The 22,496-nt window shown below is 68.5% G+C and carries 15 protein-coding genes and 1 pseudogene; 11 read left to right on the forward strand and 5 right to left on the reverse strand.

The window, feature by feature from the left end; all coding sequences use genetic code 11:
• Window positions 1-30: 30 nt before the first annotated feature.
• Window positions 31-1,092 (forward strand): phenylalanine--tRNA ligase subunit alpha, encoded by a 1,062-nt coding sequence (gene pheS, locus ACHMXB_RS03590; protein WP_395402839.1) that lies wholly within the window; start codon window positions 31-33, stop codon window positions 1,090-1,092.
• A gap of 2 nt (window positions 1,093-1,094) precedes the next feature.
• On the forward strand, window positions 1,095-3,638 hold the full coding sequence (gene pheT / locus ACHMXB_RS03595; RefSeq protein WP_395402841.1) for a phenylalanine--tRNA ligase subunit beta: 2,544 nt from the start codon (window positions 1,095-1,097) through the stop codon (window positions 3,636-3,638).
• Between the two features lie 159 nt (window positions 3,639-3,797).
• On the opposite strand, the gene ACHMXB_RS03600 is transcribed toward pheT, so the two are convergent.
• From ACHMXB_RS03600 to ACHMXB_RS03620, 5 genes are all read right to left on the reverse strand, one after another.
• Window positions 3,798-4,841 carry an AAA family ATPase gene (locus tag ACHMXB_RS03600; protein ID WP_395402843.1) on the reverse strand — a complete coding sequence of 348 codons (1,044 nt, stop codon included), beginning with the start codon at window positions 4,839-4,841 and terminating at the stop codon, window positions 3,798-3,800.
• A 67-nt stretch (window positions 4,842-4,908) separates the two neighbouring features.
• Complete coding sequence (locus tag ACHMXB_RS03605; RefSeq protein ID WP_395402845.1) at window positions 4,909-6,258, reverse strand: M1 family metallopeptidase; 1,350 nt, start codon at window positions 6,256-6,258, stop codon at window positions 4,909-4,911.
• Between the two features lie 23 nt (window positions 6,259-6,281).
• A complete protein-coding gene (locus tag ACHMXB_RS03610) occupies window positions 6,282-10,256 on the reverse strand; it encodes a Pls/PosA family non-ribosomal peptide synthetase (protein ID WP_395405109.1) in 3,975 nt (1,324 codons plus the stop codon).
• A 139-nt stretch (window positions 10,257-10,395) separates the two neighbouring features.
• Window positions 10,396-11,361, reverse strand: coding sequence for a quinone oxidoreductase family protein (locus ACHMXB_RS03615; RefSeq protein ID WP_395402847.1), 966 nt, complete (start codon window positions 11,359-11,361; stop codon window positions 10,396-10,398).
• 91 nt (window positions 11,362-11,452) lie between these two features.
• Complete coding sequence (locus tag ACHMXB_RS03620; RefSeq protein ID WP_395402849.1) at window positions 11,453-12,559, reverse strand: fatty acid desaturase family protein; 1,107 nt, start codon at window positions 12,557-12,559, stop codon at window positions 11,453-11,455.
• Between the two features lie 177 nt (window positions 12,560-12,736).
• Here ACHMXB_RS03620 and argC point away from each other — a divergent pair, with 177 nt between their 5' ends.
• From argC to ACHMXB_RS03665, 9 genes and pseudogenes are all read left to right on the forward strand, one after another.
• The gene (gene argC, locus ACHMXB_RS03625) at window positions 12,737-13,768 is read left to right on the forward strand and encodes an N-acetyl-gamma-glutamyl-phosphate reductase (RefSeq protein ID WP_395402851.1); all 1,032 of its coding nucleotides are present in this window, start codon (window positions 12,737-12,739) and stop codon (window positions 13,766-13,768) included.
• Complete coding sequence (gene argJ, locus ACHMXB_RS03630) at window positions 13,765-14,931, forward strand: bifunctional glutamate N-acetyltransferase/amino-acid acetyltransferase ArgJ (protein WP_395402853.1); 1,167 nt, start codon at window positions 13,765-13,767, stop codon at window positions 14,929-14,931. Before argC ends, argJ begins: the two co-directional genes overlap by 4 nt.
• A gap of 49 nt (window positions 14,932-14,980) precedes the next feature.
• A pseudogene (gene argB / locus ACHMXB_RS03635) lies at window positions 14,981-15,941 on the forward strand (acetylglutamate kinase).
• Window positions 15,938-17,287, forward strand: coding sequence for an acetylornithine transaminase (locus ACHMXB_RS03640; protein WP_395402855.1), 1,350 nt, complete (start codon window positions 15,938-15,940; stop codon window positions 17,285-17,287). The pseudogene argB and the gene ACHMXB_RS03640 overlap by 4 nt, the downstream one beginning before the upstream one ends.
• Entirely contained in the window at window positions 17,284-18,291 is a 1,008-nt protein-coding gene (gene argF / locus ACHMXB_RS03645) for an ornithine carbamoyltransferase (protein WP_395402857.1), read from the forward strand. Before ACHMXB_RS03640 ends, argF begins: the two co-directional genes overlap by 4 nt.
• Window positions 18,291-18,821: an arginine repressor gene (locus tag ACHMXB_RS03650; protein ID WP_395402859.1), complete on the forward strand. Its 531-nt coding sequence runs from the start codon at window positions 18,291-18,293 to the stop codon at window positions 18,819-18,821. The genes argF and ACHMXB_RS03650 overlap by 1 nt, the downstream gene beginning before the upstream one ends.
• 92 nt (window positions 18,822-18,913) lie before the next feature.
• Complete coding sequence (locus tag ACHMXB_RS03655; RefSeq protein ID WP_190605519.1) at window positions 18,914-20,119, forward strand: argininosuccinate synthase; 1,206 nt, start codon at window positions 18,914-18,916, stop codon at window positions 20,117-20,119.
• Window positions 20,120-20,154: 35 nt separating this feature from the next.
• Complete coding sequence (argH, locus tag ACHMXB_RS03660) at window positions 20,155-21,618, forward strand: argininosuccinate lyase (RefSeq protein WP_395405111.1); 1,464 nt, start codon at window positions 20,155-20,157, stop codon at window positions 21,616-21,618.
• 85 nt (window positions 21,619-21,703) lie between these two features.
• Window positions 21,704-22,474, forward strand: coding sequence for a maleylpyruvate isomerase family mycothiol-dependent enzyme (locus ACHMXB_RS03665; RefSeq protein WP_395402862.1), 771 nt, complete (start codon window positions 21,704-21,706; stop codon window positions 22,472-22,474).
• The last annotated feature ends 22 nt before the right edge of the window (window positions 22,475-22,496 follow it).

Genomic DNA, 22,496 nt, shown 5'->3' on the forward strand with positions numbered 1-22,496 from the left:
CATCACCCGACTCGTAGCTAAGAACAGTAGATGACTGAAACTTTGCCGGGCGCCGCCGTCCCGAACCCTCTGGATGAAACCGCCATCAACGCCGCCGTGGACCAGGCCGTCGCCGCCATTGCCGCTGCGTCCACGCTCGATGAACTCAAGGCAGTCCGCCTGGCCCACACCGGCGAAAAGTCGCCGCTCAGCCTGGCCAACCGTGGGATCGGAAGCCTGCCCAAGGACCAGAAAGCCGCCGCCGGCAAGCTGATGGGTTCATCGCGTGGACGTGTTAACAAGGCGCTCGCGGACCGCACCGCCGAGCTCGAAGCGGAGAATGACGCCCGCATCCTCGTCGAGGAGACGGTGGATGTCACGGCAGCCCCGCGCCGCCGCCGGGCCGGAGCCCGCCATCCGCTGTCCACGCTGCAGGACCGGGTCGCCGACATCTTCGTGGGCATGGGGTGGGAAATCGCCGAAGGTCCCGAGGTGGAATCCGAGTGGTTCAACTTCGACGCGCTGAACTTCAAGCCGGACCACCCGGCCCGTGAAATGCAGGACACGTTCTTCGTGGAGCCGCCGGAAGCGCACCTGCTGATGCGCACGCACACCTCGCCGGTGCAGGTCCGGTCCATGCTGGAGCGGGAACTGCCCATCTACGTGCTGTGCCCCGGCAAGGTGTTCCGCACCGACGAGCTCGATGCAACGCACACGCCGGTGTTCCACCAGTTCGAGGGCCTGGCCATCGACAAGAAGCTCAGCATGGCTGACCTCCGGGGTACCCTGGAGCACTTCGCCCGCCAGATGTTTGGCGACGAAGCACAGATCCGGCTACGCCCCAACTACTTCCCGTTCACCGAGCCCTCCGCCGAGCTGGACATCTTCCACCCCGGCGCCAAAGGCGGGCCGCGCTGGATCGAATGGGGCGGCTGCGGCATGGTCAACCCCAACGTCCTGCGGGCCGCCGGCATCGATCCGGACGTCTATTCAGGGTTTGCCTTCGGCATGGGCATCGAGCGGACGCTTATGTTCCGCAACGAGGTCGGCGACATGCGCGACATGATCGAGGGCGATGTACGTTTCAGCGAGCACTTCGGGATGGAGATCTAACAGTGCGTATCCCACTTTCCTGGCTGCGTGAATTCGCGCAGGTACCGGCCGGAGCCACGGCCGAAGACGTCATGGCAGAGCTGGTCAAGGTCGGCTTTGAAGAGGAAGCGGTCCACCGCCCCACGGACGGCCTGCGCGGGCCCGTCGTGGTGGGCCAGGTCCTGAGCCTGGTCAAGGAACCGCAGTCCAACGGCAAGACCATCAACTGGTGCCAGGTCCGCGTCGTCCCCGAGGGGCAGGAGCAGACCCTCACCGGCAAGGGCATTGATCCGTCCGGTGTGCAGGGCATCGTCTGCGGCGCCCACAACTTCGTCGAGGGCGACAAGGTGGTGGTAACCCTGCCGGGTGCCGTCCTGCCGGGCGACTTCCATATCTCGGCACGGAAGACCTACGGCCACATGTCCGCGGGCATGATCGCCTCCGTCCGCGAACTGGGCATCGGCGAGGACCACGACGGCATCCTGGTGCTCTCCCGGATCGGCCTGGACCCCGAGATCGGGACCGACGCCATGGAGCTGCTGGGCCTCTACGACCAGGCCGCGGAAATCAACGTGACGCCGGACCGCGGCTACGCCTTCTCGATCCGCGGCGTGGCACGCGAATACGCCCACGCCACCGGCACGGCATTCACCGATCCCGCGTCAAAGGTCAACGCGCCGGCTGTACTCGCCGGCGGCTACGGCGTCAAGATCAACGATGACGCGCCCATCTACGGCAAGCCGGGCTGCGACCGCTTCGTGGCGCGCACTGTCCGCGGTGTGGACGCCACCCGGCCCACGCCGCCATGGATGTCCTCCAGGCTCAGGCTGGCCGGCATCCGGTCCATCTCGCTGCCGGTGGACATCTCGAACTACGTGATGCTTGAGCTTGGCCAGCCGCTGCACTTCTACGACCAGGACAAGCTGTCCGGCGACATCGTGGTGCGGCGTGCGGTGGCGGGGGAGAAGCTAACCACCCTCGACGGCAAGGAACGTGCGCTCGACGCCGAGGACCTGCTGATCACCGACGCCTCCGGCCCCGTCGGCGTCGCCGGCGTCATGGGCGGCGCGTCCACCGAGGTCTCCGACGCCACCACGGCTGTCCTGATCGAGGCGGCGCACTTCGAGGAAGTTTCCATCGCCCGCTCGCGCCGGCGCCACAAGCTCCCGTCCGAGGCCTCCAAGCGCTTCGAACGCGGCGTGGACTGGCAGGTCGCCAACATCGCGGCCCAGCGCGCCGTCGACCTTCTGGTGGAACTGGCCGGCGGGACCGCCGATGAGGCGGGCACCGACGTCGGAACCGCGCCGGATCCGGTGACCATCGCGCTGCCGGGGGAATACCCCGCCGCCCGGATTGGCATCGACTTCACCGAAGAGCAGATCGTCACGTCCCTGGAGGACCTGGGTGCCGTTCTCGAAAAGTCGGACGCCGGCTGGACCGTCACAGCGCCGAGCTGGCGGAACGACCTGGAAACCAAGGAGGATCTCTCCGAGGAGGTGGCCCGCCTGGTGGGCTACGACCAGATCCCCGCGACCCTGCCGGTGGCGCCTCCCGGCCGTGGCCTGACCCGCGTGCAGCAGCAGCGCCGCCGCCTGCTCCAGGCCCTGGCGGACGCCGGCCTCACCGAGGTCCTGGCCTACCCCTTCGTCTCGAAGGCCGCCAATGAGACGTTCGGTGTGGCCGAGGAAGGTGCACCCCGGACCGCGGTCAAGCTTGCCAACCCGATCAGCGAGGAGCAGGGCTACCTGCGCACTTCGGTGCTGCCGGGCCTGCTGGAGATCGCCAAGCGCAACCACTCCCGCGGCTTCCGCGACCTTGCCGTCTTCGAAGCCGGCATGGTGTTCCTGCCCGGTGACACGCTGGGCACGCCGTCCATCCCTCCGTTGGGCGTCAAGCCCACCGATGAGGTGCTGGACGCACTGTACGACGGCGTTCCGGACCAGCCGCTGCACGTCGCCGCCGTCCTGACCGGCCATGATTCGCCCGCCGCCGCCGGCCACGCCCCGCGGCTGTGGGACTGGGCAGATGCCCTGGACATCGCCCGCCTGGCTGGTGACGTCCTTGGTGTGGAGCTTGTGGTCACGCAGGGCCGGCACCAGGCCTTCCACCCGGGCCGCGCCGCGCAGCTGTCGCTGCGCTCCGGCGAGGCGGTGGGATACGCCGGTGAGCTTCACCCCAAGCTCCTGGCCGCGCATGACCTGCCGGCGCGGACCGTCGCGCTGGAACTGAACGCGGATGCCCTGTTCGAGGCAGCGGCCGACGTCGTTGTGGCCCGCCACATCTCCACCTTCCCGGTGGCCACGCAGGACGTGGCACTCGTGGTGCCGCAGGACGTCCCCGCCGACGACGTGCTGGCAGCACTGCGCGAAGGCGCCGGTGAGCTGCTTGAGGACGTCGCCCTGTTCGACGTCTACGCGGGCAAGGGGATCGAGGACGGCAAGAAGTCCCTCGCCTTCGGGCTGCGGTTCCGCGCCACCGACAGGACACTGACGGCCGACGAGGCGTCGGAGGCGCGGGAGCACGCCGTCGCCACCGCAGCCGAGCGGTTTGGTGCCGTCCAGCGCTAGCTGAAAATAAAGAAAGACCACGCCTTTTGAACTGCTCCTCGAAAGTTGGACTGCAAATCAGTTCTGACTTACGGGGAGCAGTTTCGTGTTTGCGGGGCAGTTCGTGGTCTGCGGAGCAGCGCGAGGCCGCGGTGGCGCTGTTTGCGGCGGCAGATCAGGTCAGGCCTGCAGCCAGCGCCACCAGCGTGGCTGCTCCGGTGCCGGCGTCGGTTCCGGCTCCGGCTCCGGCTGCTCGCCCAAGGCCAACGCGGCCTCGGTGATGTCGTCCGCGGTGAGCGTCATGACGGCCTCACGATCGAGCGCGTCGAGGCTTTGTTCCCCGTCGAGCGACAGCCGCAGCGCCTGGCGGTTGAGCGCCTGCTCGAACAGCGTGCGCGCGAACCGTGCGTTGCCGGAGTCCTCGCCCGCGTGGAGCCCGGTGAGGATGCGGCGCAGCATCTGGTCCGCACCCGGCTCCAGCGTGTACTCGTGCTGGGCCAGCATCTGGTGGAAGATCGTCTGGAGGGCGTCGACGGAGTAGTCGGGGAACGTGATCTCGCGGGCGAACCGGGAGCGCAGTCCGGGGTTCGAGAGCAAGAAGGACTCCATCAGCCGCGGGTACCCGGCCACGATCACCACCAGACGGTGGCGGTGGTCCTCCATCCGCTTGAGCAGGACCTCGATCGCCTCGGGGCCGAAGTCCGTCCGGCCGTCCTCCGGGGCCAGCGCGTAGGCCTCGTCGATGAACAGGACGCCGTCCAGCGCACGCCGGATCACCCGGTCCGTCTTGATGGCGGTCGCGCCCACGTACTGCCCCACCAAGCCCGAACGGTCGACCTCGACCAGGTGGCCTTTCTGCAGCAGGCCGACCGCGCGGTACATCTCGGCCAGGAGCCGCGCCACGGTGGTCTTGCCGGTGCCCGGGTTTCCGAGGAACACCAGATGCTGTGATGTGGCCACCTCCGGCAGGCCGTGCGCCTTACGGCGGGCCTGGACCTGGAGCAGTGCCACGAGGGCGCGCACCTGTTCCTTTACGGTCTCCAGTCCGACCAGCGCGTCGAGCTCGGCCTGCACCTCGGACAGCGGCCGGGCCGGCCCGGGCCTCGCACCGATGAGATCGCCGACCAGGTCGTCGACGCGCTCCGAACCGGGCAGCTTGAGCTGATCGGCCAGGTGGCCGATGGTTTCGCGCAGGTCGTCGAGCGGATGGCGGCTGGCAGCCATACATACACTGTAGTACTCGATTCCCCGCCGGGGTGGGGAACGGGAAGATCCGAATGCCGGAAGCAACTTACGGCAACGGCGGCAGGGCCTCTTCGTACAGCCAGGGATGCAGCAGCGATTCCGAGTCCAGCCCCGTGACACGGTCGGCCGTGAGGATGAACTCGGGCGTCGACACGGAACTATGCGCATGCGTTCCGGTCCACTCCTGCAGCAGCGCGAAGAAGGCGAGGTCGCCGCAGCGGCGGCGCAGGGCGTGCAGAGCCAGTGCTCCGCGCTTGTAGACCCTGTCATCGAACATCAGCTCGGGTCCGGGATCACCCACCAGAAGGTCCTGGGCACCGGCGTTGAGGCGCCGCCAGGCCGCCAGCGCCCGCTCATGGGCAGGCATTACGCCGGCTTCCTCGGACCAGATCCACTCCGCGTAGCAGGCGAAGCCCTCGTGCAGCCAGATGTCGCTCCACGTGCCGAGCGTCAGCGAGTTGCCGAACCACTGGTGGGCCAGTTCATGGGCGATCAGGCGCTGGGAATCCCAGCCGGTGTCCAGATGGTTGGCGCCAAGGATGGACAGCGACTGGGCCTCGAGCGGAATTTCCAGCTCATCGGCGGTGACCACCACGGTGTATTCGGCGAAGGGATACGGCCCGAAGCGGCTCACGAAGGTGCTCATCATGGCTTCCTGCCTGGCCAGCGCTGCCTCCGCCCGGGTTGCCAGCTGGAGCGGTGCCGCAAGGAACTGGGGCACGCCGGCTGAGTCCGGCAGGCTCACCAGCCCGTACCGGCCGATCTGGATGGTCGCCAGGTACGTCGCCATCGGTTCACGCTGCTCGTACACCCACGTCTGGCGGCTCGACCTCACGGACTGCCCCACCAGGAGTCCATTGCAGACGGCGCGGTAACCGGCATCGGTGGTGACGGCGATGCGGTAGCTGGCCTTGTTCCGCGGGTGGTCGTTGCAGGGGAACCACGACGGCGCCCCGTTGGGCTGGCCGGCGACCAGGACGCCGTCGGTGAGCTCCTCCCAGCCCACCTCGCCCCAGAGCCCCCTCCGTGGCCGCGGGTTTCCGTCGTACCGAACGTCGAGGCTGAATTCGGAGCCCGCTTCGAGGGGGTGTTCGCAGTGCACTACGAGCTGTTCCGCCCGCTGCGTGAACTTACGGACGCGGACCCCGTTCAGCTGGATCTTCAGGGCGCGGAGGCCGGTCATGTCGAGCACGACGGCGGATATGCCCCGCGCCGCCACAGCTGCCAGAACTGCCCGGCCTGCCAGCCGGTTGCTGGCGAGCTTGTAGTCCAGCTCCAGTTCATAGTGCAGCACGCGGTAGGCGTCCGTTCCGTGGCCCGGGACGTAGGGGTCGCCGGTGGCCGTGGCGCCGGCAGAGAGGACGGCGGCCGGGCCGGGCGATTCTCCGGAGCTCATTCTGGGTGTGACTTCCTTAGCTGTTATTTGAGGCGCGGAGCGGGAACGGCTGGCCCAATCCAGGGGCTGACTGGATTGCCCATCCAGTAGGTCCCGGCCGGAACGGTCTCGCCCCGCATCACCAGGGACGCCGGACCAACGGTCCCGCCCTTGCCAATCCTCGCCTGCGGCAGAATCACGCCGTGCGGGCCCATCGTCGCCCCGTCTTCGAGACTAACAGTGTCGATGCTCATGATGCGGTCGTGGAAGAGGTGGGTCTGGACGACGCAGCCGCGGTTGACCGTGGAGCTGGCCCCGAGCGTCACAAGGTCCGCTTCAGGAAGCCAATAGCTTTCACACCACGTGCCGCGGCCAATCCTGGCCCCGAGGGCACGCAGCCACCAGACGAGCGCCGGGGTGCCGCTGGCCGACCGGGCAAACCACGGGGCACTCACCATCTCGATGAAGGTGTCCACCACCTCGTTGCGCCAGATGAAGGAGCTCCACAACGGGTGCTCACCGGTCTTGATCCTGCCCACGAGCAGCCACTTGGCCGCCACGGAGCAGCCTGCCGCCACCCCGCCCGCGAACAGCAGGACCACGCCGCCGAGTGCCGCTGCCGCACCGTAGCCGAGGGCGGCAGCGAGCCAGTCGAAGACGAGCAGCACGCCAAGGGCCAGACCCGCCGTCAGGGCCACCGGCACGAACCGGCACAGTTCCCAGAGGGTCCTGGCCACCTTGAGCCGGGCCGGCGGCTGGAAGGTGCGCGTGCTGTCGGACGCCACCGCGGTGCGCCGCAGCCTGACCGGTGGGCTGCCCAGCCAGGACGTGCCTGACTTGGCCTTGCCCGGGGTTGCCGAGAGGACTGCCACCAGGGAGTTCTTTGGCACGCTCCGCCCGGCTGCCGTCATGCCGGAGTTTCCAAGGAAGGAGCGCTTTCCGATTTTCGCCGGCGCAATCCGCATCCATCCTCCGCCCAGCTCATAGGAGGCCACCATGGTGTCGTCGGCGAGGAAGGCACCCTCTCCCACGGTGGTCATGCGCGGTAGCAGCAGGACGGTGGAGGCCTCAACGTTCTTTCCGACCTTTGCCCCCAGCAGCCTCAGCCAGACCGGCGTGAAGAGGCTGGCGTAAATCGGGAACAGGAGGTCCCGGGCCATGTCCAGCACCCGCTCGGTGGCCCAAACCTGCCAGCCGACGCGGCTGCGGACACGGTAGTAGCCCTCCTGCAGGCCGATTCCCAGCAGCCGGGTGGTGACCAGGATGAGCAGCATATTGGTGAGGAACCAGGTTAACGCGGCGAGCGGCAGCGACGCGAGCACCTGCGGCCAGGCAGCAAGCAGGGACTCGCTGCCCCGTATGAACAGGTAGACCACCAGGGCCGCGGCTCCGGCTGAAGCGTAGGGAATCAGGGCGAGGACGGCGGACGCGGCGGCGAAGGCCGTGAACCAGAGGCGCCCCAGGAGGGAACTGACCGGCTGCGCCGCGGGCCAGTCCTGCTTCGCCTTGCCTCGCCGGGCTGCCGGGGAGCCTGCCACCACCTGGCCGGCCTTGACCTTGCCCAGTACCGCGGAACCCGGTTCCACCTGGCCGCCGGCGCCGATGCTGGCCCCGGGCATCAGGGTGCTGCGGGCTCCCACGGTGGCGTCCGGGCCGACGTGGACATGGCCGATGCGGACGATGTCGCCGTCGATCCACCACCCGGACAGGTCCACCTCAGGCTCGATGTTGCAGCCGCGGCCCAAGGTGAGCAAGCCGGTCACCGGGGGGAGGGAATGCAGATGGACGTCGCTCCCGATCTTGGCGCCGAGGGCGCGTGCGTAGTACGGCACCCAGGGCGCACTGGCTAGGCTCACGGCGCCTGCCAGGTCCTGGATCTGTTCGGCAAGCCAGAGGCGCAGGTGGACTTTGCCGGCCCGCGGGTAGGTCCCGGGACGTACGTTGCGAAGCAGGAGGCGGGCGGCGGCAACAGAGAGGGCCATCCGTCCCGCCGGGCTGACAAAGAGCAGCCAGGAGGCGGCCACCCACCACCATGACACGGTGGGCGCGGCCGTGAACCCGGCAACCGCGAACAGGATGTTGTTGGCAGCCATCAGATAGGTCAGCCAGCGCATGCCCGCCAGAATGTGCAGCGGAATGCCCATCAGGGTCTGGAAGACCTGTGACTTCAGGGCGGTGGGGCGGACCGGCCGTTCCGGGGCAGGGCCGGCGGAGACGCCGTCGGGCATGGACTGGCGGGCCGTCTCGATCAGCGCGCCGATGCGCGGGGTGGCGTAGATGTCTGCCACGGTGATGGTGGGGTAGCGGACCCGGAGAGCGGAGACGAGCTGCGCCGCGGCCAGCGAACCTCCGCCGTGGGCGAAAAAGTCCGCGTCGAGGCCGGCCACGCTGCTGCCCAGTACGGCCTGCCACTGGTCAACGACCCACTGGGCATCCTCCGGCAGGTTCAGCGGCGCGGCATCGGCAGCCGCGGCACCGCCACCCGGCAGCGGCCATGGCAGCGCATGCCGGTCGACTTTCCCGCTGGTCTTGGTGGGCAGCGTGTCGACGACGGTCAGCATGGGGATGAGCGGAGCCGGCAGCGTGGCAGAGAGCAGCTCACGGAACGCGGCCAGGTCCAATTCAGCATGGTCCGGCGCAGTGTCCGGGGCGGCGGGAGCCACGTAACCCACGAGGACCTGGTTGCCGGCCGCCGTCGTGCGTACCGCCGCGGCGGCGCCCGCAACACCCGGCAGGGACTGCAGGGCAGCGTCGATCTCACCGAGTTCGATCCGGCGGCCGCCAAGCTTGACCTGTTCGTCGGCGCGTCCCATGAAAATGAGGCCGGCGCGCTCGAAGCGGACCAGGTCGCCGGAGCGGTAGGCGCGTCCCCATCCCAGCGAGGGCATGGGGGCATATTTCTCCGCATCCTTCTGCGGATCGAGGTAGCGGGCCAGCCCCACGCCGCCGATGATGAGCTCGCCCACCTCGCCTTCCGCCACCGGGACGCCGTCGGAGTCCACCACCGCAAGGTCCCAGCCGTCCAGGGGGAGCCCGATCCGGACAGGCCCGGTGCCGCCAAGGGGAGCGGCGCACGCCACGACTGTTGCCTCGGTGGGTCCGTAGGTGTTCCACACCTCACGGCCGTCCACTGCCAGGCGCTCGGCCAGCTCCGGCGGGCAGGCCTCGCCGCCGAAAATCAGCAGCCGGACGTTCTCCAGGGCCTCTGCAGGCCACAGCGCCGCAAGAGTAGGAACGGTGGAGACCACCGTGATGCCATGATTGATCAGCCACGGTCCCAGGTCCATGCCGGTGCGGACCAGCGCGCGCGGGGCAGGAACAAGGCAGGCGCCATGCCGCCAGGCCAGCCACATCTCTTCACACGACGCGTCGAAGGCCACCGACAGTCCTGCGAGCACGCGGTCCTGCGGGCCGACCGGTTCGTCCTGCTGGAAGATGCGGGCTTCGGCGTCCACGAACGCGGCTGAAGAGCGGTGCTGCACCGCAACGGCCTTGGGCGTCCCGGTGGAGCCGGACGTGAAGATGACCCAGGCGTCGTCGTCGGGGGCGGCCGGGCGCGGAGCCGGGAAGGGGCGCGGCCGCTTCTGGTCCGTGACGATCTTGCCGTTGGCCCGCAGGATGCCTGCCACCCGGGCCTCACCGAACACCAGTTTGGCCCTTTCGTCCGGATCATCCGCGTCCACGGGGACGTAGGCGGCGCCGATCAGCAGCACGGCGAGGATCGCGATATAGAGCTCGTTGGTGCCGGAAGGAATCCGCACCCCGATTTTGTCTCCCGCCCCCAGGCCGGCCTGGTGTAGGCGCAGGCCCTCGGTCTTGACCTCGGCCAGGAGCTGGGCATAGCTCAGGGACCGGCGGCCGTCGTCGAGCGCGGAAGCATCCGGGAAACGTTCGGCGGTGGCGGTGAGGATGTCCACGAGGGTCCGCACCGGCGGAGCGGCGGCAGCGCCCGGCAGCTGCGCCGGGCGCACCTCTGCTGCCGCAGGTCCGGCGGCGGCGGAGGGGGCGGTCGAGTCCAAGTTTCGGGGGAGGGGCTCAATCACGGCTGGATTCTCCCTCAGCAAGGTGAACGGAAGGTGACATCGTTTCCCCTCCGTTCATTCGGGGCTGCTTTTGTTACCGGCCCGCCCTGGTACGGGCCGGTACTCCGGGCCGTAGCTAGGGGACCAGCAGAACCTTGCCGGTAGTGCGCCGGCCTTCCAGGTCCTCGTGCGCCCGGCCGGCCTCAGCCAGCGGATAGGTGGCACCGATGCGGACGTTGAGGCTGCCGTCGGCCGCTGCGTTGAAGATTTCCGTGGAGCGCCACAGGCGTTCCTGGGGGTTGCCGAGGAAGTGCGCGAGCGACGGGCGGGTCAGGGTCAGCGAGCCGCCGGCATTAAGCCGCTGCGGATCCACCGGCGGAACCGGGCCGGAGGCCGCGCCGAAGAGTACCAGCGAACCGCGGGTGCGCAGGCTGGCCAAGGAGCCGTCGAACGTGTCCTTCCCGACGCCGTCGTACACCACGTTCACGCCTGCACCATGGGTCAGGTCCCGGACGGTGTGGGGGAAGCCGTTGTAGCGCAGCACCTCGTCTGCGCCGGCACCGCGGGCCAAAGACTCCTTCTCGTCGGTGGAGACCGTGGTGATGACGCGGGCGCCGCGGGCTTTCAGCAGCTGGATGAGCAGCAGGCCCACCCCGCCGGCGCCTGCATGGACCAGCACGTTGTGTCCGGGCTCAACGCGGAACGAGGAGTTGATCAGGTAATGCGCCGTCATGCCCTGGAGGGGGAGCGCGGCGGCGGTGCGGTCGTCCACGCCGTCCGGCACGGGCAGGGCCTTCACGGCGTCCAGTACGGTGTACCCGGCGTAGCACGCGGTTCCCTCGGCCGTGGCTACCCGGCTTCCCACGGTGTAGTCCTCCACGCCCTCGCCGATCTCCTCGACGACGCCGGCCGCTTCGGATCCCGGGGTAAAGGGGTAATTCACCTTGTACGTGCCGCTGCGCTGGTAGGTCTCGATGAAGTTGACGCCCGTTGCCGCTACCTTCACCAGCAGTTGGCCGGGACCGGGGACAGGGCGTTCGATCTCCGTAAAGTCCAGAACCTCCGGTCCACCCGGCTGCCGGGCGACGATGGCGTGCGTCATGGAATTTCTCCTTTTCCGGGCCGGGACCTCCGGCACCCTTCCTCACCTCATCCTAGGGACCGGGGCGGTGCAGGCGAAGTCGGGCAGCGGGTTAGTACCGCCGGGAGACCGCAGCCATGGGGCATTCGAAGCGGCGTCCCGCCGCGAGCCCCACCTCATTGAGGTACCGGACAACGATCCCGAATGACGCGGCCAGCGTGGTCTCGGTGAGGGGAATTCCCTGTGTTTCGCAGTGCTGGCGCACGATCGCTGTTGCCTTATGCAGCTGGGGCCGGGCCATGTCGGGGAAGAGGTGGTGCTCCACCTGGCGGTTCAGGCCGCCGAGCAGGATATCCATGTACCGGCCGCCGGAAATGTTGCGTGAAGTAAGCACCTGGCGGCTGAGGAAGTCAACGCGGCTGTCCGCCGGAAGGACCGGCATGCCCTTGTGGTTGGGTGCAAAAGACGCACCCATGTAGAAGCCGAAAACAGCGAGCTGCACGCCGATGAAGGCGGCAGCCATGCCCAGCGGCAGAAATGTAAACGCCAGCACAGGAAGGATGCTGAGACGGGCCAGCAGTATCGGCAGTTCCACCCAGCGGTGGGTGACCTTGGCGCGCCGGAAGATGAAGCGCACCGAATCTATCTGCAGGCCGAGGCCCACAAGGAACAGCAGGGGGAAGAACAGCCAGCCTTGCTTGCGGGTGAGGAAGGCCAGCCGGCCCTGCCGTTCGGCTGCGGCTTCAGGGTGGAAGACGATGGCTCCGGGCGCGATGTCAGGGTCCTTGGAGATGACGTTCGGGTGATTGTGGTGGGCCCCGTGTTTCTGTTCCCACCACGAGTAGCTGATGCCGGCAACGGATGTGGCCAGGAGCCGCGCGGACCAGTCATTGGCACGCCGCGAGGCGAATATCTGGCGGTGACCCGCCTCGTGGGCCAGGAAGCTCAGCTGCGTGCAGATGATACCCAGTGCTGCGGCGATAAGGAGCTGGAACCAGCTCTGGCCGATCAGCGCGAAACCGAACCAAGCCGCTGCCATGAGGACTGCCAGCACGGAGAAGACGGTGATGTAGAAGCCCTGCCGCCGCTCCAGGAGACCGGCTGCGCGCACGGACTTGAGCAGGTCGGAGTAACTCTGCGTCACGGGGTTCGCCTTGGGTAGCGTGGGCGCTTGGCGAATACGGGGCTGGGGGCGCTCGGGAGTGATAGTGGGGGCCATGTACTGCGTGCCTCGTAACGATAGCGGGCAACGCTGCGGCCGACATTCGGCGCGCACGGTCTGGATCACCCTCTTGCAAGCATACTCTGGCCGGGGGCGCCGGCCTTACGAAAAGGCGCGAACAACCCATGCATAAATATCGGGATCTATGCATAGTCTTACTGTATAGTCGTTTCCATGACTATTTCTGTTGCCGTTTCCGGGGCCAGCGGCTACGCCGGCGGCGAAGTCCTCCGCCTCCTGGCCGGCCATCCGGACGTCACCATCGGAGCCATCACGGCACACAGCAACGCCGGTTCCAGACTAGGCGAACTGCAGCCGCATCTCCATGGCCTGGCCAGCAGGATTCTCGAGGACACCAGCGTGGAGAACCTCTCCGGCCACGACGTCGTGTTCCTGGCCCTCCCGCACGGCGCGTCCGCCGAGATCGCGGCCAAGCTTCCCGAGGGGACGGTGGTGATCGACGCCGGTGCGGACCACCGCCTGGAGTCCGCCGCTGCCTGGGAAAAGTTTTACGGCTCGGACCACGCCGGAACGTGGCCGTACGGCCTGCCCGAACTGCCGGGCCAGCGCGAGAAGCTCAAGGGTGCCAACCGGATCGCCGTTCCGGGCTGCTACCCGACGTCAGCCCTGCTCGCTCTCACGCCCGGCTTCGCCGGCGGCCTGCTTGAGGGGAACGACGTCGTCATTGTCGCCGCCTCCGGCACCTCCGGCGCCGGCAAGGCAGCCAAGGTGAACCTCATCGGCGCCGAGGTCATGGGCTCCATGAGCCCCTATGGCGTGGGCGGCGGCCACCGGCACACGCCCGAAATCGAGCAGGGCCTGTCCAACGCCTCCGGCGAGCCGGTGACGGTTTCCTTCACGCCCACGCTGGCCCCCATGAGCCGGGGCATCCTCACCACCGCCACCGCACGGGTCAAGCCCGGCGTCGGCGCCGAGGAACTGCGCCGTGCGTGGGCGGAGGCGTACGACGACGAACCGTTCGTCCACCTGTTGCCCGAGGGCCAGTGGCCCACCACCAAGTCCGTGCAGGGCTCCAACCACGCTGCCATGCAGCTGGCCTTCGACCCGCACGTCGGGCGCGTCATTGTCACCTGCGCCATCGACAACCTGACCAAAGGCACCGCCGGTGGAGCGGTGCAGTCCATGAACATTGCCCTTGGCCTGCCGGAGACCGCCGGCCTCAACCTGCAGGGAGTTGCCCCGTGACCGTTACTGCCCCCAAGGGATTCCGTGCCGCCGGCGTCACTGCCGGACTCAAGGCTTCGGGAAACCCTGACCTCGCCCTCGTGGTCAACGACGGACCGTCCAAGGCAGCAGCCGCCGTCTTCACCTCCAACCGGGTGGCCGCGGCTCCCGTCCACTGGTCCCGCCAGGTGGTCTCGGACGGCCGCGTCGACGCTGTGATCCTCAACTCCGGCGGCGCCAACGCCTGCACCGGCCCGCAGGGCTTCCAAAACACGCACACGACGGCGGAGAAAACTGCCGAAGCCCTGGGCCTGTCCGCCACCGACGTCTTTGTCTGTTCCACTGGCCTGATCGGCGAGCAGTTGCCCATGGACAAGATCGTCCCGGGCATCGACGCCGCCGCGGCCGCCCTCAGCACCGACGGCGGACCGGACGCCGCCACGGCCATCATGACAACCGATTCGGTGTCCAAGCAGGCGGTCTTTACCGGGGCGGATGCCGACGGGAATGAGTTCACCATCGGCGGGATCGCCAAGGGCGCCGGCATGCTGGCACCCGGGCTGGCCACCATGCTGGTGGTGCTCACCACGGATGCCGACGTCCAGCCGGAAATGCTCGACCTCGTCCTCCGCGACGCCACGCGCGTCACCTTCGACCGTGCCGACTCCGACGGCTGCATGTCCACCAACGACACCGTGGTGCTGCTGGCCTCCGGCGCGTCCAAGGCCGTTCCGTCCGCGGAAACGTTCGGCGAGGGCCTCACCCAGGTCTGCGCCGAACTGGCCCGCAAGCTGATCGGCGACGCCGAGGGCGCCAGCCACGACATCGCGATCCGGACGTTCAACGCCGCCACCGAGCGTGACGCCGAAACCGTCAGCCGCGCCGTGGCCCGCTCCAACCTCTTCAAGGCCGCGATCTTCGGCAAGGACCCCAACTGGGGCCGCGTGCTCTCGGCCGTGGGCACCACCGACGCCGCGTTCGAGCCGGACCAGCTCAACGTGTCCATGAACGGCATCCAGATCTGCCAGAACGGCGGCATCGGCCAGGACCGCAAGCTCGTGGACCTGGAGCCGCGCGAGGTGGTCGTGGAGATCGACCTGCAGGCCGGCGATGCGGAGGCCACCATCTGGACCAACGACCTTACGCACGACTACGTCCACGAGAACAGCGCCTACTCAAGCTAGATCCGCCTACTCAAGCCAGATCCGCCGGCAACCCTGGAGAACCAGCCGCATGAACACCCAGACCCGCGAGTCAACGTCCATGAGTGATGCCCAAGACAAGGCTGGCACGCTCATCGAAGCCCTGCCGTGGATCCAGCGCTTCGCCGGAACCACCATGGTGATCAAGTACGGCGGCAACGCCATGGTCAACGACGAGTTGCGCCGCGCCTTCGCCGAGGACGTCGTGTTCCTCCACCACGTGGGCATCCACCCCGTCGTGGTGCACGGGGGGCGGCCCGCAGATCAACTCGATGCTGGGCAGGCTTGGCATCGAGTCGGAGTTCAAGGGCGGCCTGCGCGTGACCACGCCTGAGGCCATGGACGTGGTGCGCATGGTCCTCACCGGCCAGGTGGGACGCGAACTGGTGGGCCTGATCAACTCGCACGGGCCCTACGCCGTGGGCATGTCCGGTGAAGACGGCGGCCTGCTGCGCGCAGTCCGCACGGGAACCGTCGTTGACGGCGAGGAGGTGGACCTCGGGCTCGTGGGCGAGGTGGTGGGAGTGGACCCCGCCGGCATCGTGGACATTCTCGACGCCGGCCGGATCCCCGTGATCTCCACCGTCGCCCCCGAGATCACCGACGCTGGCGAAAGCGTGCCGGGCACCGCGCGCTTCCAGCCCACCGGCCAGGTCCTGAACGTTAACGCGGACACCGCGGCGGCCGCCGTGGCCTCCGCGCTGGGCGCCTCCAAGCTGGTCATCCTGACCGACGTCGAAGGCCTCTACGCCAACTGGCCGGACAAGTCCTCCCTCATTTCGTCTCTGACGGCCTCCGAGCTGCGGGACATGCTGCCCAGCCTCGAATCAGGCATGATCCCCAAGATGGCCGCCTGCCTCAAGGCAATCGACGAGGGCGTGGAACGGGCGCACATTGTGGACGGCCGGCTGCCCCACTCAATGCTTCTCGAAACTTTCACCACCGCCGGAATAGGCACCCAAGTGGTTCCCGATGAGGAAGTGAATTCATGAGTCACACCGAACTAAGCCATTCCGCCGAAGGCCGCAGCAGCGATGGGGGCCCGGGTGTGGTCGGGCACCGCGAAGCGGGCGGGGCCCCCGTCGCTGCGGAGGCCGCCGCAACCACGCTCGTCGCCAACAGCAGTGGTTCCGAGTGGCTGGCGCGCTACTCCTCGTCGCTCATGGGTGTCTTCGGCACGCCCCAGCGCGTGCTGGTCCGCGGGGCGGGCTGCCTCGTCTGGGACGCCGACGGCAAGGAGTACCTGGACCTCCTGGGCGGCATCGCCGTCAACGCGCTGGGCCACGCCCACCCGTTCGTGACCTCCGTGATCTCCAGTCAGCTGGCCACCCTGGGCCACGTCTCGAACTTCTTTACCAGCCCCACCCAGATCGCCCTGGCCGAAAAGCTGCTGGAACTCAGTGCGGCGCCGGCCGGCTCCAAGGTGTTCTTCACCAACTCCGGCACCGAGGCCAACGAGGCCGCCTTCAAGCTCGCCCGCCGGAACTCGGGTTCCTCCTCCGGGGAAGCCGGCGGCAAGCCCCGCGCCCGCATCATCGCGCTCGAAGGTGCCTTCCACGGCCGGACCATGGGCGCACTGGCGCTCACCGCCAAGGAGGCGTACCGCGCACCCTTCGAGCCGATGCCCGGCGGCGTTGAGCACATCCCGTTCGGGGACATCGAGGCGCTGCGCAATGCTGTCGATGACACCGTGGCTGCCGTCTTCCTGGAGCCGATCCAGGGCGAGGCAGGCGTCCGGCCCCTTCCGGCCGGCTACCTGAAGGCCGCCCGCGAGGTCACCGCGGAGGCCGGTGCCCTGCTGATCCTGGATGAGGTGCAGACCGGCATCGCCCGCACGGGCAAGTGGCTGGCCAGTGAGGACGCCGGGATCGTGCCGGACGCCATCACCCTGGCCAAAGGCCTCGGCGGCGGCTTCCCGATCGGCGCGCTGGTCACATTCGGCGAGCAGACGTCGTCGCTGCTGTCCGCTGGGCAGCACGGCACCACGTTCGGCGGCAACCCGGTGGCCACCGCGGCGGCCCTGGCCACCCTGCACGCCATCGAAAGCCAGCACGTGCTGGACAACGTCCGCGCAGTTGGTGAGCATGTCCGGCAGGCGCTGGCCGCCGTCGACGGTGTCACCGAGGTGCGCGGCGAGGGCCTGCTGATCGGCTTCGACCTGGACGCCGACGTCGCCCCTGCCGCGGTGACCGCGGCCCTGGACGCCGGCTTCATCATCAACAGCCCCGGCCCCCGCACCATCCGCCTGGCCCCGCCGCTCATCCTGACCACCGAGCAGGCAGACCGTTTCCTGGCCGCCCTTCCGGCCATCCTGCAAACCGCAAAGGACGCACAGTGACTTCCACCGGCACCATCCGCCACTTCCTCAAGGACACGGACCTGAGCCCTGCCGAGCAGGCGGAAGTCCTGGAACTCGCGGGACGAATGAAAGCAGCGCCGTACAGCGTCCAGCCCTTCGCCGCCGAAGGCAGCGGCCGCAAGACCGTTGCTGTGATCTTCGACAAGACCTCCACCCGGACCCGGGTCTCCTTCGCCACGGGCGTGGCGGACATGGGCGGCAACGCCCTGATCATCAACCCGGGCGAGGCGCAGATCGGCCACAAGGAATCCGTGGAGGACACCGCCAAGGTCCTCGAGCGCATGGTGTCCACCATCGTGTGGCGGACCGGCGCCCACTCCGGCCTCGTTGCCATGGCCGAAAACTCCAGGGTTCCGGTCATCAACGCGCTGTGCGACGACTACCACCCCTGCCAGCTGCTGGCCGACCTCCTGACCGTCAAGGAGCACAAGGGCGAACTCAAGGGCCTCACCATGGCCTACCTCGGTGACGCCGCCAACAACATGGCCAACTCCTACCTGCTGGCTGGCGTCACGGCAGGCATGCACGTCCGCATCGCCGGGCCGGAGGGCTACCTGCCCGCGGCCGGCATCGTGGCCGCCGCCGAGGAACGTGCCGCCGAGACCGGCGGATCCGTCCTCATCACGACGGACGCGGCCGAGGCACTCAAGGGAGCCGACGTCGTTGCCACCGACACCTGGGTTTCCATGGGCCAGGAAGCGGAGAAGGAAGCACGGATGCAGCTGTTCCGTGAATACTCCGTGGACGAGGCCGCGCTGGCGCAGGCCGCCGCTGACGCCGTCGTGCTGCACTGCCTTCCCGCCTACCGCGGCTACGAAATCTCGGCCGGCGTGATTGACGGCCCGCAGTCGATCGTGTGGGACGAGGCCGAGAACCGCCTGCACGCGCAGAAGGGACTCATGGCCTGGCTCATGCACCGGTCCGGGCTGGCGTTCGTCGACGGTCTTTCCCCCGTTGAGGGCACCGGGGAGAGCACGTTCTAGTGTCCACCAACCCGGCGGCCCCGGGCGCCAGCCCGGCCACCAAAATCGCCCGCCAGGCGCGGATCACCGCGATCCTGACCGGCGAATCGGTGCGTTCCCAGGCGGAGCTTGCGGCGCTGCTCGCGGACGACGGCGTGCAGGTCACGCAGGCCACGCTGTCGCGTGACCTCGTGGAGCTGGGTGCCGTCCGCGTCCGCGGCAAGGAAGGCGTGCTGGTGTACGCCGTCCCCGGTGAAGGCGGGGAGCGGGCGGCCAAGAGCGGGGTCAGCCAGGAAATCCTCGATGCCAGGCTGGCACGGCTGTGCGGCGAACTGCTGGTCACCGCGGAGGCCTCGGCCAATCTCGCGGTGCTGCGGACGCCGCCGGGGGCAGCGAACTTCCTCGCCCTCGCCATCGACCATTCCGTGATGCCCTCCATCCTGGGCACCATCGCCGGGGACGACACCGTGCTGCTCGTCGCCCGGGACCCGCTGGGCGGCCCGGAACTGGCCGCGCGGTTCCTGCAGCTCGCCGAGGAAGCCGGTCAGTAAGCCGCCAAGTGCCGGTAGCGTCCGCCCGTTCTTCCACGACAAACAAACACAGACAAACAAGAAACAGAAACAACAACTAAGGAGCATATTCCGTGACTGAGCGTATTGTTCTGGCCTACTCAGGTGGCCTGGATACTTCCGTAGCCATCGGCTGGATCGGTGAAGCCACCGGCGCCGAGGTCATCGCTGTGGCGGTCGACGTCGGACAGGGCGGCGAATCGCTGGAGACCATCCGCCAGCGCGCCCTCGGCTGCGGTGCCGTCGAGGCCTACGTGGCCGACGCGTCTGACGAGTTCGCCAACGAATACTGCGTGCCCACGCTGAAGGCCAACGCCCTCTACCAGGGCCACTACCCGCTGGTCTCCGCCATCTCCCGCCCGGTGATCGTCAAGCACCTGGTCAAGGCCGCCCGCGAATTCGGCGCCACCACCGTGGCCCACGGCTGCACCGGCAAGGGCAACGACCAGGTCCGCTTCGAGGTGGGCATCCAGACCCTCGGACCCGACCTGAAGTGCATCGCGCCCGTCCGCGACCTCGCCCTGACCCGCGACAAGGCCATCGCCTTCGCCGAGGAAAAGGGCCTGCCGATCGAGACCACCAAGAAGAACCCGTACTCCATCGACCAGAACGTCTGGGGACGCGCCGTCGAAACCGGCTACCTCGAGGACATCTGGAACGCCCCCACCAAGGACATCTACGACTACACCGCCACGCCGGAATTCCCGCCGGCCCCGGACGAGGTCACCATCTCCTTCGAAGCCGGCGTTCCGGTTGCGATCGACGGCGTCAAGGTCACCCCGCTGCAGGCCATCAAGGAACTGAACCGCCGCGCCGGCGCCCAGGGTGTGGGCCGGATCGACGTCGTCGAGGACCGCCTCGTGGGCATCAAGTCCCGCGAAATCTACGAAGCACCGGGTGCCATGGCGCTGATCACCGCGCACAAGCACCTCGAGGACATCACCATCGAGCGCGAGCAGGCCCGCTTCAAGGCCACCGTCGGCCAGCGCTGGGCCGAACTGGTCTACGACGGCCAGTGGTTCTCCCCGCTGAAGCGCTCCCTTGACGCCTTCATCGACGACACCCAGAAGTACGTCTCCGGCGACATCCGGATGGTGCTGCACGGCGGCCAGGCGATCGTCAACGGGCGCCGTTCCGAGACCTCGCTCTACGACTTCGACCTCGCCACCTACGACACCGGCGACACGTTCGACCAGTCCATGGCGCGCGGCTTCATCGAGCTGTGGGGCATGTCCGCCAAGGTTGCGTCCGGCCGCGACATCCGCGTCGCAGGAAAGTAGCCCTTGTGGCTGAGCAGAAAACCACCAAATCCGAGATGGGCCCACGAGCGCAGGGGTCCCCGGCCGAGCGCAGCGAGGCTGGGGTACGCTCGGGGACCAACACCGGCGCGCTGTGGGGCGGCCGGTTCGCCGGCGGCCCCGCCGACGCCCTGGCGGCGCTGAGCAAATCGACGCACTTCGACTGGCGCCTGGCCCGTTACGACATCGCCGGCTCCAAGGCGCACGCCCGAGTGCTCCACAAGGCCGGGCTGCTGGATGCTGCTGAGCTCGAAGGCATGCTCACAGCCCTGGACCAGCTGGATGCGGACGTCGCCTCGGGCGCCTATGTGCCGGCGGAATCCGATGAGGACGTGCACGGTTCGCTGGAACGCGGCCTGATCGAGCGCGCCGGAACCCAGCTGGGCGGCAAGCTGCGGGCCGGGCGTTCGCGCAACGACCAGGTGGCCACGCTGGGCCGCATGTTCCTGCGCGACCACGCCCGGATCATCGCCCGCGGCGTGCTGGCCACCATCGATGCGCTGGTGGAGCAGGCCAAGGCCCACCCCGGCGTGGCGATGCCCGGCCGCACGCACCTGCAGCACGCGCAGCCGGTCCTGCTCAGCCACCACCTGCTGGCCCACGCCTGGGCACTGCTGCGCGATGTGCAGCGACTGCAGGACTGGGACAAGCGCGCCGGCGTTTCGCCGTACGGCTCCGGTGCCCTCGCGGGCTCCTCGCTTGGCCTTGACCCCGAGGCCGTGGCCGCGGACCTGGGCTTCTTCTCTGCCGTCCACAACTCGATCGACGGCACCGCGTCCCGCGATGTCTTTGCCGAGTTCGGCTGGGTGGCCGCGATGATCGGCGTCGACCTGTCCCGGATCTCGGAGGAAGTCATCTTCTGGGCCACCAAGGAGTTCTCCTTCGTCACGCTGCACGATTCCTACTCCACGGGATCGTCCATCATGCCGCAGAAGAAGAACCCGGATGTGGCAGAGCTGGCCCGCGGCAAAGCCGGCCGGCTGATCGGCAACCTCACCGGCCTGCTGGCCACGCTGAAGGGCCTGCCGCTCGCGTACAACCGCGACCTGCAGGAGGACAAGGAACCGGTATTCGACGCCGCCGACACGCTGGAGCTGCTGCTGCCGGCCGTTTCGGGCATGATCGCCACGCTGAAGTTCAACGCCGACCGGATGGAGTCGCTGGCCCCGCAGGGCTTCGCGCTGGCCACCGACATCGCCGAGTGGCTCGTCCGCCAGGGCGTGCCGTTCCGCGAGGCGCACGAACTGTCCGGCGCGGCCGTGAAGCAGGCCGAAAGCCGCAACGTGGAACTGTGGGACCTGACGGACGAGGAGTATGCCGCCATCTCGGAGCACCTCACCCCGGAGGTCCGCAGCGTCCTGAGCACGGAAGGCTCGCTCAACAGCCGGAACTCGCAGGGCGGCACGGCACCGGCCGCCGTCGAACGCCAGCTGGCCGCGCTGGAAGGCGAGCTCAGCGGCGTCCGCGAGTACGCGGGATAGCTGATCGCGGGTACGGGCCTTGGGTCTCGACAAGCTCGGCCGGTGGTCGGGCTTGTCGAGACCCTTATCCGTTTAGGATTGCGGCATGACCGCGATCACACCTGACACTTTACTGGCCGAACTCCACAAGGCGGCCGACGCCGTCTCCTCCCTTGCAGCGAAACTCACCGACGCTGACGTCCTGGCTCCCTCGGCCCTCCCGGGCTGGACCCGCGGGCACGTCCTCGCGCACATCGCCGGCATCTCCAACGCGATGGCGCGGCAGCTCGAATACGCCGCGCGCGGCGAAACGGTGGAACTGTACGACGGGGGCTATGACGGCCGCACGAAGGCCATCGAAATGAGCGCCGGGCACGCCCTGGCCCAGCACCGCACGGATCTGGACGCAGCGCTGCAGCGGGCGCTGGGCGCCTTCGACTCGCTCGATGCGGATGCGGATGCCGGGGACGCTGATGGGACCGGTGCCGGCGGCTGGCGCGCACCCATTTCCTACCGCGGGGGAGTGGTGCTGGACGGGGGCCTCGCCCTGTGGCGAGAGCTCGTGATCCACGCCTCCGACCTCAACACCGGCCGCGGCCCGGAAACCTGGAGCAGGCCGTTCTGCGAGCACCTGTTCACCTTCCTGGCCGCACGCGTGCCGGAGGAGCAGAAACTGGTGCTGCAGCCGCTTGGCCTGCCACCCGTGACGATCGGGGCAGGCAGGCGCTCCACTGTCATTAGCGGCATGGTCACCGACATCGCAGCCTGGCTCGCCGGCCGGGAACCGTCGCTTGGCAGCCTGCGCGCTTCAGCCGCGGCCGACGGCGTGGACCTGCCGGAGCTGCTGCCGTGGCCATCCGGTGTTCCGGCGAAATAGCGACCTGGCCGCAAGGCGCAGC

This window comes from Arthrobacter sp. UC242_113, assembly GCF_044054585.1.
GTDB lineage: Bacteria > Actinomycetota > Actinomycetes > Actinomycetales > Micrococcaceae > Arthrobacter.